At 41.3% G+C, this 12,995-nt stretch carries 12 protein-coding genes and 1 tRNA gene; 10 read left to right on the forward strand and 3 right to left on the reverse strand.

All coding sequences use genetic code 11. From position 1 onward, the window contains the following. Positions 1-72 precede the first annotated feature (72 nt). Positions 73-153, reverse strand: a tRNA-Leu gene (locus AACU33_RS30215). 371 nt (positions 154-524) lie between these two features. Between AACU33_RS30215 and accC the strand changes: the two genes are divergently transcribed. Next, a complete protein-coding gene (gene accC, locus AACU33_RS30220) occupies positions 525-1,868 on the forward strand; it encodes an acetyl-CoA carboxylase biotin carboxylase subunit (protein ID WP_096593918.1) in 1,344 nt (447 codons plus the stop codon). A gap of 97 nt (positions 1,869-1,965) precedes the next feature. Here the strand turns inward: accC and AACU33_RS30225 are convergent, their stop codons facing one another. Continuing rightward, positions 1,966-2,259: a YggT family protein gene (locus AACU33_RS30225; protein WP_096593920.1), complete on the reverse strand. Its 294-nt coding sequence runs from the start codon at positions 2,257-2,259 to the stop codon at positions 1,966-1,968. 257 nt (positions 2,260-2,516) lie between these two features. Between AACU33_RS30225 and psbX the strand changes: the two genes are divergently transcribed. From psbX to AACU33_RS30245, 4 genes are all read left to right on the forward strand, one after another. Then, the gene (gene psbX, locus AACU33_RS30230) at positions 2,517-2,636 is read left to right on the forward strand and encodes a photosystem II reaction center X protein (RefSeq protein WP_086681980.1); all 120 of its coding nucleotides are present in this window, start codon (positions 2,517-2,519) and stop codon (positions 2,634-2,636) included. 247 nt (positions 2,637-2,883) lie between these two features. After that, the gene (locus tag AACU33_RS30235) at positions 2,884-3,789 is read left to right on the forward strand and encodes a Ycf66 family protein (protein ID WP_096593922.1); all 906 of its coding nucleotides are present in this window, start codon (positions 2,884-2,886) and stop codon (positions 3,787-3,789) included. Positions 3,790-3,819: 30 nt separating this feature from the next. Further along, a complete protein-coding gene (locus AACU33_RS30240; protein ID WP_096593924.1) occupies positions 3,820-4,389 on the forward strand; it encodes a TolB family protein in 570 nt (189 codons plus the stop codon). 80 nt (positions 4,390-4,469) lie between these two features. Then, entirely contained in the window at positions 4,470-4,994 is a 525-nt protein-coding gene (locus AACU33_RS30245; RefSeq protein ID WP_096593926.1) for a TolB family protein, read from the forward strand. 111 nt (positions 4,995-5,105) lie between these two features. On the opposite strand, the gene AACU33_RS30250 is transcribed toward AACU33_RS30245, so the two are convergent. Further along, entirely contained in the window at positions 5,106-6,113 is a 1,008-nt protein-coding gene (locus tag AACU33_RS30250) for a succinate dehydrogenase/fumarate reductase iron-sulfur subunit (RefSeq protein WP_096593928.1), read from the reverse strand. A 1,578-nt stretch (positions 6,114-7,691) separates the two neighbouring features. On the opposite strand from AACU33_RS30250, the gene AACU33_RS30255 reads away from it, so the two are divergent. The 5 genes from AACU33_RS30255 to rpmB all read left to right on the forward strand — a co-directional run bounded on the left by AACU33_RS30255 (position 7,692) and on the right by rpmB (position 12,563). Then, complete coding sequence (locus tag AACU33_RS30255; protein ID WP_096593930.1) at positions 7,692-8,132, forward strand: AbrB family transcriptional regulator; 441 nt, start codon at positions 7,692-7,694, stop codon at positions 8,130-8,132. A 169-nt stretch (positions 8,133-8,301) separates the two neighbouring features. Then, positions 8,302-9,174 (forward strand): CPBP family intramembrane glutamic endopeptidase, encoded by an 873-nt coding sequence (locus AACU33_RS30260; protein ID WP_096593932.1) that lies wholly within the window; start codon positions 8,302-8,304, stop codon positions 9,172-9,174. Positions 9,175-9,285: 111 nt separating this feature from the next. Continuing rightward, a complete protein-coding gene (locus AACU33_RS30265; RefSeq protein WP_096593934.1) occupies positions 9,286-9,906 on the forward strand; it encodes a hypothetical protein in 621 nt (206 codons plus the stop codon). Between the two features lie 324 nt (positions 9,907-10,230). Beyond that, complete coding sequence (gene htpG, locus AACU33_RS30270) at positions 10,231-12,222, forward strand: molecular chaperone HtpG (RefSeq protein ID WP_096593936.1); 1,992 nt, start codon at positions 10,231-10,233, stop codon at positions 12,220-12,222. Positions 12,223-12,326: 104 nt separating this feature from the next. Beyond that, positions 12,327-12,563, forward strand: coding sequence for a 50S ribosomal protein L28 (gene rpmB / locus AACU33_RS30275; protein WP_096593938.1), 237 nt, complete (start codon positions 12,327-12,329; stop codon positions 12,561-12,563). The last annotated feature ends 432 nt before the right edge of the window (positions 12,564-12,995 follow it).

The raw sequence follows: 12,995 nt of genomic DNA on the forward strand, positions 1-12,995 counted from the left end.
AACTCAAAAGCCAATGATTCCAGGTTGTGCAACCATTAACCATTGGCTTTTAAGTGACTATTCACTAAAAAATGCGGATGGCGAGACTCGAACTCGCAAGGCAAAGCCACACGCACCTCAAGCGTGCGCGTATACCAATTCCGCCACATCCGCACGGGTTTTCTCACTGAATTTAGAATATAGCATAAATTTTCTCCCAGTGGATATCAGACGGACAGAAATATAGTCACTTCACAAGTGATATTAAAAGGGGTATAGCCAACGTGGGATGTACGGCACGCTTGCAAAACCTAGTTCGGTTAAATGCAGCAGACTAACAGTAGCAATATTGTTAATCTAGTTAAACCCCGTAGGCACTCTCAGCCAAATCCTACCCTTTGGGAAGCTGCCCTGAGGGTTCATATACCCTTCTTGGGAAGAGGTTGGGGAATCTCCTGTCATAATTTGAAATAAGGCGGAAAGCATTGTTGCAAGTTGAATGGGAGAGAATGTCAATCTACTGGTACAGATATCGAAGCTAAAAAATGAAGTTTGACAAAATATTAATTGCTAATCGGGGAGAAATCGCCCTTCGTATCCTCCGCGCCTGTGAAGAAATGGGAATTGCCACAGTTGCGGTTCACTCTACTGTTGACCGTAATGCTCTACACGTGCAACTTGCTGATGAAGCGGTTTGCATTGGCGAACCTGCCAGCAGTAAAAGTTATTTGAATATTCCCAATATTATTGCTGCCGCCTTGACACGTAATGCCAGCGCTATTCATCCTGGATATGGTTTTTTGGCAGAAAATGCCCGGTTTGCAGAAATTTGTGCCGACCATCATATTGCTTTTATTGGCCCAACTCCCGAAGCTATACGCTTGATGGGAGATAAATCGACTGCCAAAGAAACCATGCAAAAAGCTGGTGTACCTACAGTACCAGGTAGTGATGGTTTAGTAGAATCTGAGCAAGAAGGATTAGCGCTTGCCAAAGATATTGGCTATCCAGTAATGATTAAAGCCACAGCTGGTGGCGGTGGCCGGGGTATGCGTCTTGTATCTTCTGAAAGCGAATTCGTCAAACTCTTCCTAGCGGCTCAAGGAGAAGCAGGTGCTGCCTTTGGTAATTCTGGCGTTTATATAGAAAAATTTATTGAGCGTCCACGCCATATTGAATTTCAAATTTTGGCGGATAATTACGGTAACGTCATCCATTTAGGCGAACGTGATTGCTCGATTCAGCGACGCAATCAAAAGCTTTTAGAAGAAGCTCCTAGCCCAGCCCTTGACTCAGACCTGCGCGATAAAATGGGGCAGGCTGCGGTGAAAGCTGCCCAGTTTATTAATTACAGTGGGGCAGGCACTATCGAATTTCTTTTGGATAGATCCGGTAAATTTTACTTTATGGAAATGAATACTCGGATTCAAGTTGAGCATCCAGTGACAGAGATGATTACTGGAGTAGACTTGGTTGCCGAACAGATTCGGGTTGCCCAAGGAGAAAGACTCACGTTGACTCAAGAACAAGTAGTTTTACAGGGCCATGCCATTGAATGCCGGATTAATGCCGAAGACCCCGATCATGATTTTCGCCCTTCTCCTGGACGAATCAGTGGTTATCTCCCCCCTGGTGGCCCTGGTGTCCGTATTGATTCCCACGTCTACACCGATTATCAAATTCCTCCCTACTACGACTCACTAATTGGTAAGTTAATTGTTTGGGGAGCAGATCGTCCTACTGCTATTAACCGGATGAAACGCGCTTTACGGGAATGTGCCATTACCGGACTACCTACAACTATTGGGTTTCACCAAAGAATTATGGAAACGCCGCAGTTTTTACAAGGTAATGTCTACACTAATTTTGTCCAAGAGTTGAACGGCTAAGGGTAGGTTAGTAGTTAGGGACAAGGAAAACATGGGAGACAGGGAGGACAGGGGGAAATTACCAATGCCCAATGCCCTATTCCCAATTCCCCATTCCCTAACTTACCCGAGACAACATAGTCAATAATCCTTGCTGACCCAGCAGTATTTCTCTTAGCAAACTAAAAATCCCAACCCAAATAATTGGAGTAATATCTACTCCACCTATGGGTGGTACTAGCTTTCGCAACAATACGAGAAAAGGTTCGGTGGGCCAAGCTATCAGATTAATGGGAAAGCGATTCAGATCCACTTGCGGATACCAAGTGAGAATGATGCGAAAAATAAATAAAAATATCATCAATCCCAACATAGGATTGAGAATCCAAGTACTCAGGTTAACACCATTCATTGGCTTGAAGTAATGTCTGTGAACACAGAAAAAATCTAGATGGCGCTCAAAAGATTTTAAGCTTTGTAAAGCACTCTCTATAATTTTAACCAAATGCTGTCACTTCCTCTGAAGCATGGAAAAGCAAATCTGCTAAAGCCGTTAACTTCATCATTTGGGAAGCCAGAGGTCATTTTGTCCTTCATAATTAGAGGCTTCTCAAGGAAGTGATACACCATTAGAATTATGATGAAGTGTGTAAAAAATGGTTGAGAACTATGACACCTGCTTTAGCAAATTTTCTTTGGAGTCTGTTTTGGGGTGCTGTGATTGTCGTTATCCCAGCGACAGTTGGGTTGATTTTCATTAGCCAAAAAGATAAAATCCAGCGTTCATAATACTTGCGGGAGTCAGTTTGACTCTCATAAACGATTGTCTGTCAGCTATCTATTGCATCAATAGCAGCAATTACTCTTACAGAGGACAAGGTATACTTAGCTGACAGACAAAAAATTTTTAGCTTTCGGTGGATAGCTTCAAAGCTTCTTAACCAGTTGCTTTGAAGCTTCAATTATATTGTGCCTATTTAGAGTAGTGATTTTAATTGTGACTCGCTAACATAGATTTGATATTGGGAAAACAGCAATGATAAATTTTGGGCTGAACTCAGCCAGTATTCTGGCTCAGGTAAATTTTGGAACGAACTCAGCCAGTATTCTAGGAATTTTCCTGGCTGTGGCTGGGGCAGCACTGTATTTTTTGCGGACTGTGCGTCCAGAACTGTCACGAGATCAAGATATATTTTTTGCAGCAGTAGGCTTACTTTGTGGCTTCATTTTGATCTTCCAAGGTTGGCGATTAGACCCAATTTTGCAATTTGGTCAGCTGCTTTTAGTCGGCACAACTGTGTTTTTTGCCGTTGAAAGTATTCGCTTGCGTAGTATCGCTACCCAGCAAGCCAAGCGCAACACTCCAATTGTGGATGAAGAGCGCGAGGTGAGCAACAAATATTCTTATAATAAGCGGCGCAAATATGAGGCCGAGGTAGATGACGATTACGATCCTCTGCCTTATGAAGAAGAGGAACGCCCTGTGCGTCCTCGAATTCGCGCTAGCAGGGACGATCGCTCCTCTCGTGATGATTACTATGAGGATCAATCACCCCGGCGTTCTGAACGTCGTACTAGTAACGATAGGCAAGAATCAGGGGAAAAAAGCCGTCGCCGTAGTTCTGGGCGTTCTGCGAGCCGTCCCTCAGATAGATTGGAACAAGAGGATTGGGGTTCCGCTTCTAGAGAGGTTGATGATTGGGACAGTTCCAGCGGTGAAGTCAGAAAATCTTCTCGTCGTGGTAATAACGGATCGCAGCGTTCAGAAACTCGTGATGAGGATGTCACCCCTAGACCCAGAAGGCGTCGTCCACCGAGCGACTCAGTTCCTCGCAGAGAGCGTGAGGATGATGAGGCAATACCAACTGATTACGTAGAGTACAAACCGATTGAACGACCAGATGAAAATTCTGATACTTCAACCAATTTTGATGATATTTAAAACAGTCAGGGGCGATGGAAAATATTTGAGGTGAAAAAATTTACACCCGCATTTTGGCTCCAAAGACCGATTTATTGGAGCCTAGTTTTTAGCTTGGCAAGTGTGCTTGTATCTTGTAGCTCTAATGATATTCCTATTGGGCCTACATCTCTCAACAGTCGTTACACAGAAGAGCAACCGACTTTGAGTGGAAATGGGCGCTTTTTAGCGTTTGTCTCTAATCGTAATGGTAGTCACCAAATTTTGGTATACGACTTACAGGAGCAAAGTTTTACTCGCACGCCTGGCTTAAACCGACCGGAAACAATTGCTGAAAGTCCTAGTCTGAGCTACACAGGACGTTATATTGCTTATTTGACTAGCGACCAAGGTAGACCAGTGGTAGCACTTTACGATCGCGCTATCCAACAATCACAAATTCTTACCCCAATTTATCGTGGCTGGGTGAGAAAACCAGGTATCAGTCCAGACGGACGTTATGTTGTATTTGAAACCGCCAGCCGCGGTCAGTGGGACATTGAAGTCCTAGACCGGGGGCCAAATATTGAGTTAGATATTCCTAATGGTGCAACCGTCGCTCCACCACCCACAGCACCATAAGTAAAAATAGAAAAATTTGAGTTATTAGTTACTAGACTATTTACGATTAACTAATGGCTAATAACTAACTCCTAAATATTATGAAACGCTCTATAGTTATATCTATTTTTGCCTGCTCAACTTTGTTGAGTGGCTGTTTTGGCTATCCTCGCCTTGTAAGTTATCCTTTCGATCCGGGAGGTCGCAGCCTTAACAGTTTAGCTTCAGAATCGAATCCCCAAATTGCTGGCAGATATATTATTTTTACTACTGACAGACGGGGTAGCCAAGATGTTTACTTGTTCGATCGCCTAACTGGCAATTTGGTTGATTTGCCAGGTTTAAATTCCTTAGATACGATCGCTTCTCATCCTAGTATTTCTGAGGATGGCCGTTATGTCGTTTTTGCCGCCAGTCGTCAAGGGCGATCGGCGATATTCCTCTACGACAGAGAAACACGCCAATCGCGGAATTTAACAGCTAATCTGCAAGCAGAAGTCCGCAATCCCACGATTAGCGCTGATGGTACTAGAATTGCTTTTGAATCTACTAATAATGGGCAGTGGGATATCTTGGTATATGACCGTTTTGGACGACCGTTAAATATACCTCAAGATCCACGGTGAGGAAGTCAAGGGCATGAGGTATGAGGAGTGAAGGGCATTGGGCAATAGGCAATAGTTATTATTTATTCTTTCTCCCCACACTCCCCACACTCCCCACACTCTCTCATCTTCTCAGTCCCTAGCCTCTACAACTTCCTGCACAGCTTCAATAAGCGATCGCACTTGTTGAGTACCTTCAGAAGATTCAAAGGAAAGTGGGAATTTACCTTTGGCTATCATCCGCAAACCGAGGGGTGCTAAACTGAGCAATCCTCGAAGATCTCGAAAATAATTACCGACGACGTGTAAACCAAATTTACGTTCATCAATCCAGCCTCCTTCTTTCACCAACTCGACCAATGCTTTACGGTGACGAATTGAGCGACCATCGCTGGCTTGTTTGCGTGAGAGAATTTCCTGTTTAATTTTGGTAATTTGCTCTAGGGGTGCTACTTCCATCGGGCAAACTGAATCACAGTACAAACAACGGGTACAACCCCAAACACCTTTAGTACCTTCGTTGTAATTTTCTAAGCGGTTTTCAGTTTCCTGGTCGCGGGAATCTGCTACCATCCTATAGGCTTTAGCCAGGGCATGAGGCCCAACAAAATCAGCATTTACTTCACGAGCATTGCACTCAGAGTAGCAAGCTCCACACATAATACAATTACCAGTTTGATCGAGACGCGATCGCTCTTGTGGTGTTTGCAAAAACTCTCTTTCTGGAACTTTTCGTGCTGCTGTACTCACATAGGGAGTTACCGCTTCTAAATTATTCCAGAAACTGCTCATATCCACGACCAAATCCTTAATTACGGGCATATTACCCAGAGGTGCGATCGTGATTTCTGGAATAGCATTTACCTCAAGGCCTGGCGTTAGTGTCTTTTGTAATCTGGCAATTTCACTGCCTACATTTTCTTTACAAGCTAAAGCCGATCGTCCATTAATTCGCATAGCGCAGCTGCCACAAATTGTATTGCGACAATTTTTACGATAGGCTAAAGTTCCATCTTGCTCCCATTTAATGCGATTGAGACAATCTAAGATTGTGTTGCCAGGTTCTACCTCTAAAAGGTAAGTTTGCAAAACCGGAGAGGAATTTTGTTGCTGTCGAATGACCTTAAAAATAATTTCCATAATCACTAACCAAAATTTTGAAATTTTTCTACCTGCCTGAACAATATGAACTACAGACAGGCTACTCCGAAAAATGAGCTATACTCTTGTTGCCCTTTATTCCAGCTAGCTGTTAATAGGCTGATGATTAAAGACCTACAGATTCTAGTACAGTGTCGCAGAACTAGAGTACTACCCAAAAACACCTCAAAATCCTAAAATATAAGATTTTTGTAGTTGCTCGAAAGCTGGCTTCTCTCAAAGTATTTTAAATTTTGTAGACACCCTTCCGGTGGCTTCCCTGAGAATATTTTGACTTCCGCACAGCGGTACTAGTTTCAGCATAACCATTAAAATTTTAGTTTTAGGGATAATACAGGCAATATTAGTCTGATTCTGTTGAGCGCTCGTCAAAAAAAATTATTGCTGCTTTACATTTAATTGACCTGTTTGGCAGCATATGTGAGAAATAGATAGCCAGAGATGGATTGGTTAAAATTACCTCCATAACCATAATCAACCTATTAAATCCACCCTAGGATAGCAGTACATATTGCTCTCAACAACAGTCAAGACCTGCCTGGAAGATACCGCAAACGGTTATACATTGGGAAATTTTTGTTTATATAGAAGTGTTAACCCGATAGTTAACATCTTGTACTGGCAATAATGCAATAGACAGATGTAGAAAAACTAATTCTTCCCAAAGACAGACGTAAAGAATAGTCTGTCTGGTGTTTATCTGTTGGCTATCAAGAGGGAGCTAAATTTCCATGACTTTTGTCTTCTCTGAATCAGGCTAATCTTCGATTGAACTCTCTTGTCAAAACTGGCGGTCTAAATTAGAGTAATTTTTAGAAAAGTACTGCTAGAATACTCGTTACCGTAATCAAGCCCAAGAAAAATCCTTAATGCTTTTTACTTGCCAGAGCTAGAAAATTTAAATAAAAATTTACCAGCAAATTTAATTCTAAATAAAACAACTATTTTGCTATTATTAGTCCATGCTAGTATTTAATATAAAATTACGAAGTAACAAAACCAGTATCCATAGCCGTACAAGCTCGGCTACTACTGCTTTGTTTATTTCGTAATGTAGAGACACGAAAATTCACGTCTCTACTAGTAAGGCAAAAGGGTGTATGCCTGTATGTCCATTTTCAAATCTCATGCTGTCTTCAGCTGAAGAGTAATAGTAGGATAAACCCTATAACTCGACAGCAACAAAGACAAGCACTGAAAGTGGAAAACCTGCAATTTTTTGGTCTAGGACTTATTTGCAGTAGAACCCACATAATTTGTAAAGGTGGCTTAAAGTTACACCGCTACAGTAGCGCCAAAAGAAAAATTCATTTTATTTCCGTTGGCGAATCATGGTTAAAAGTGACGCAAAATCACCCAATTTAATACCTGTGATAACCATGACCTCTAGTTTTTTGTGGGCAACCATAATAGAGGCGCTGGGGTTTACCCATAGCAGCAGGAATTTACCCAAAGCTTAGTGACCAGAGTAGCTATGTGCAGATGCTAAAAAGCTAAATGCTGGCACAAGACGATATCGTTTATTAGTTCGGAGAAAGTAAGGAAATTTTGAGCATAATGACTGAAACTGCAACCGCACCATTAACCGGAAAAGCATTGCTTGCTAAAGTAAAAGAGCTTTCCAATTTACCACGTCGAGAACGAGCAAAGCAGTGCGGCTATTACACGGTCACTAAGAATAATCAAGTTCGTGTTAATCTCACTGATTTTTATGACGCTTTGCTATCGGCTAGAGGAATTCCTCTCAGCCCAGAAGCACCCAAAGATGGTCGGGGTCGCGAACCGACATATCGAGTTAGCGTCCATCAAAATGGTCAAATTGTGATTGGTGCTACATACACCAAAGCAATGGGCTTAAAGCCAGGTGATGAATTTGAAATTAGGCTGGGATACAAGCATATTCACTTGATTCAACTTGGTGAAAGCGACAAAAAATTAACTGCGTCAGATTTGGATGCTGACGAAGTGGACGACGAAGATTTAGAAGACGAAGAGTAAGTTGTTTTAATGATAGGGATAGGTTAAAAGCTGATACTTGATAACTTATCTCTATCAATAAAACAAACTGTGATATCCGAAAAATACGATGAGACCTCTTGCATAAGTCACTACTTTTAGTAGAGTCTTGACTAAGAATCAAGAAATATATTGTTGCGAGAAGTTAATCGTGTTTTTTGTACCTATTTTAATCACGTTCTTGGAGCCATCAGCGAACACATTACTGGGATTTCTCAAAAATGCACCAGTATTAATTGTTGTGATGGCTTTTTTTATTGCCTGGGTATTATGCTGGTTGCCATTAGCAGCAGTCATTGCGATCGCACTCAAATGGAAACCAGGTAAAAGTTTGCCACCAGAGCAAAAGTTACCTTTATTAATACCTCTTTATCTATTAGCCCCATTGATTTTATGGGGAATTAGTTCACTAGGGCTAAGATCTTTCTCTGATTACGGCTTAGTTGGTAATCTTTCAATTTTTAGTTCTTTGCTCTTAGGTTTTGGCTTAGGAGTAATTAGCTTGGCTATAGTGTTTGCCTGTCAATTCTGGTTGGGTTGGTGCAAATGGCAAGAGTCGAACAACAAGCTAGTACTATCTAACTTACTACCAATTCCATTAATAGCTTTATTAGTCGGTGCCATAGAAGAACTAATTTTTCGAGGTTTTTTATTTACTGAATTAAATCGCGAATATCCAGTTTGGTTAGCTGCGGTAATTTCTAGCTTAATTTTTGCCCTTCTACACTTAGTTTGGGAACAACGAGAAACCATACCTCAACTCCCTGGACTTTGGCTGATGGGAATGGTACTCGTGTTGGCGAGGTTTGCCGATCGCGGTAATTTGGGTCTAGCTTGGGGATTACACGCTGGTTGGGTATGGGCGATCGCCACTTTAGATACAGCACAACTAATTACTTATCCCGGTAAAGTATCTGAGTGGTTTACGGGCAAAAACAAAAAACCCCTAGCTGGTTTAGCTGGAATTATGTGTGTCCTTCTAGCTGGGGCAATTCTCTGGTTATTTCCTCAAATTCCTAAGTAATAGATAATACATTGGAGCGAAAGCAGTAGTTCAAACTCATTTTCAGGGAACACTAATTTCATAGAAACCGCAAGTTTGGTCTGATGCGGATGTGTTTCCTAAACGAAAACGATGATTATTGAGTTATACGGATTACCTGGAACTGGGAAATCGACTAATGCAGCTAAACTAGCATCCCTCCTTAAAGGAAGAATTATACGTATTGAGAGACGTAGAGATTTTATCTGGTTTAACATACTTTCGTTTCTAAGACATCCACTAAAGTTTCTTAAGCGGACAGTACGTGCATTCTATGAAGGTGGAAGCAAAGAACTCTTATACTATAAATTCATTAAAATATTTCTTTATCGCAATGCTGTAGTTGAAAAAGCTAGAACATATCCGATCGCAATTGTCGATGAGGGTCATCTAGGGAACATTCTTTCAGCCTTTGAAAAGCCCCTATCTAAAGAAATCCTTCTTAAGGAAATAGACTGTTTTGAATTGCCCGATGTTTTACTCAGGTTCACTTTGCCTGAAGATGAGCGAAAGATGAGACTGAAAAATCGTGGCTTTGTTTCCCGATCCAGCGAATCTGAAGAGTATCATCGACGGTGGGAACAAGCTATGTGTGTAAACGACCAATTGTTAGTCATGCTTTTGCCTACACTACCAATCAAATACATCCATGTGGATCGGGATATGACTGTGGATGCATTGTACATTAAGCTCCAGGAACAGCTTCAGGCATAATGTCAATAGAGCTACACACTATGTAACTTACGAGCCTTTGCTTTTAAGTTGATGTGTGCTTAGGTCAAATATTACTACTTTAGGATTGTCCAAGGTCAAGAATCCAAAGCTCAAAACAATTTGTTTTGATAGAGTAGGGAAATCCGAATCAGGGTTAGGCGGCAAACAATCCTTTACAGTGCAAGCGATCGCCTCAAGAATGCCTTTAAAATCCTAAATGGTATTATACCCTCCTACTGTCTTTGAGTTTTTTCTGCAAGACAGGAGGCTAAGGTGTAATAACCACAGGGATCGTTCTGTTAATTGCATTGAAAATTACCCATTATGCTAGAACAAGGCACTATCAGTATTCATACTGAGAATATTTTCCCCATAATCAAGAAGTCTCTCTACTCCGACCACCAAATCTTTTTGCGGGAATTGGTATCCAACGCTGTAGACGCCATTCAAAAGCTAAAAATGGTATCTAGGGCTGGGGATTATGCTGGCGATATTGGCGAACCAGAAATTGAAATTGTCATAGATAAAAACAACAAAACCCTCTCCATCTCTGATAATGGTATCGGGATGACCGCAGAAGAAGTGAAAAAATACATTAATCAAGTTGCTTTTTCTAGCGCCGAAGAATTTATTCACAAATATCAAGGGAAATCAGATCAACCCATTATTGGTCACTTCGGTCTTGGTTTCTATTCCTCCTTCATGGTGGCGCAAAAAGTCGAAATTGATACTCTCTCCTACCAAGAAGGTGCGCAAGCAGTTCACTGGAGTTGCGATGGTTCTCCAGAATTTACCTTAGATGAATCATCTCGTACAACTCGCGGTACTACAATTACCCTGACTCTGCAACCTGAAGAAGAAGAATATTTAGAATCAGCACGGATTAAGTCTCTTGTTAAGACATATTGCGACTTCATGCCAGTACCCATCAAGCTGGAAGGTGAAGTCTTAAACAAGCAAAAAGCACCTTGGCGAGAATCTCCTAGTAATCTCAGCAAAGAAGATTATTTAGAGTTCTATCGCTATCTCTATCCGTTTCAGGAAGAGCCTCTACTTTGGGTACATTTAAATACAGACTATCCCTTCATTATTAATGGGATTTTATATTTTCCCAAAATGAGACCCGATGTTGATGTGACTAAGGGGCAGATTAAGCTATTTTGCAACCAAGTTTTTGTTAGCGATAACTGCGAAGAAATTATCCCACAATTTCTCATGCCAATGCGGGGTGTGATTGATAGCACCGATATTCCGTTGAACGTTTCGCGGAGTGCATTGCAAGGCGATCGCACTGTCCGCAAAATTGGCGATTATATTGCTAAGAAGGTGGGCGATCGCCTCAAAGAACTTTACCGTGACAACCGCGAACAATACATTAGTGCTTGGAAAGACCTCGGCACTTTTGTGAAATTTGGTGTTCTCAATGATGAGAAATTTAAAAAACAAGTCGAAGATATCATCGTTTTCCGCACTACCGCTACCGCTAAAGTTGCCGAAAAAGCTGCTGCAACTCCAGCTGTTGAAGTACAGTCTTCAGAAGGAGATGTTTGGCAAGATGTCACTCCAACTTCACCCAGTGTAGAAAATTCAGCAACCAGTATTCCTTACACTACCTTGAAAGAATACTTAGAACGCAACAAAGAACGTCACGAAAACAAGGTTTTCTACTGTACAGATGAAACATCACAAGCTACATATGTAGAGTTACATAAAAATCAAGGCTTGGAAGTCCTATTTATGGACTCCTTTATCGATACCCACTTCATCAACTTCCTCGAACGGGAATATAAGGATGTTAAATTTACACGGGTAGACTCCGATTTGGATAATACCCTGTTGGATAAAGATAAAGCTGGGGAAATTGTAGACCCAACAACCAACAAAACTAAGAGTGAGGTAATCAAAGAACTATTTGAGAAAGCCCTTAACAAACCCAAAGTTAATATCCGTACTGAAGCTTTGAAATCGGATAATCCCCACGGGACACCACCAGCAATGGTATTACTACCAGAAATACTGCGTCGCCTGCGGGAAATGAACGCCATGATGCAACAGCAAACCACAGAGTTTCCTGAAGATCATATTTTGCTGGTAAATACTGCTCACCCTCTAATTCAAAATCTCGCAAATCTCAGCCAAGGTAGTATTATCCAAGGTGATGGTGTCTCTCCTTCAGCGCAACTGGTAAACATGATTTGCCAACACGTCTACGATTTAGCGCTCATGTCCCAAAAAGGCTTTGATGGTGAAGGAATGAAATCCTTTGTTGAACGCTCCAATGAAGTTTTAACCAAGCTCACCGAAAAAGTTAGCTAAATCATCAGGATGGAGAACACCTCAAACCTGCCGATCTAAATCTTCACGCCAAAGCTCTTACAATAGAAAGGTTGTATTGAAATAGTACTCTGGAGATACTTGCTATGTCTCGTCGCTGTGAATTAACTGGCAAGAAGGCAAATAATGCTTTCGCAATTTCCCACTCTCATCGCCGTACCAAACGCCTTCAGCAAGCCAATTTGCAAACTAAACGTGTTTGGTGGGCTGGTGGAAATCGCTGGGTGAAACTCAAGCTATCTACCAAAGCAATCAAAACCTTAGAAACCAAAGGTATAGAAGCAATGGCCAAAGAAGCGGGAATTAACCTAAATCATTACTAGACTGATGTGTATATCGTATTAACTTGAGTTCGATCTATTGAACGAAACCCCTCTCCCTACAACAGAGCTACTGTGTACACACAAGTCCTATCGCTCTCAAGGCTAGAAGCCTGGGGCTATAGGAACAAAATCCGTCTCCGCAGATCAAATGCTAAAACCTTCTCAAACAAGGCATTAACTCCCAACCTAAATTATTAGGTTTGTTCGGAGCTTGAAAATACTTACTTTGCAACCTCTCCAAAATGGGGAGGTTTTACTTTACTTAACATTATTTTATAAATTACTGATATGTTTTCTTTAACAAGTGGGTAATATAAGCTTACTCTGCTGGTAACAACTTCATAAAGTTACCTTCAGATGCGGTAAGTTTCTACAAAGTTAATGTAAAGATAAAAAGGGATTTTCCTAACCAGCTATGAATTAAATAATTTT

The organism is Calothrix sp. NIES-2098 (assembly GCF_963875125.1).
GTDB lineage: Bacteria > Cyanobacteriota > Cyanobacteriia > Cyanobacteriales > Nostocaceae > Aulosira.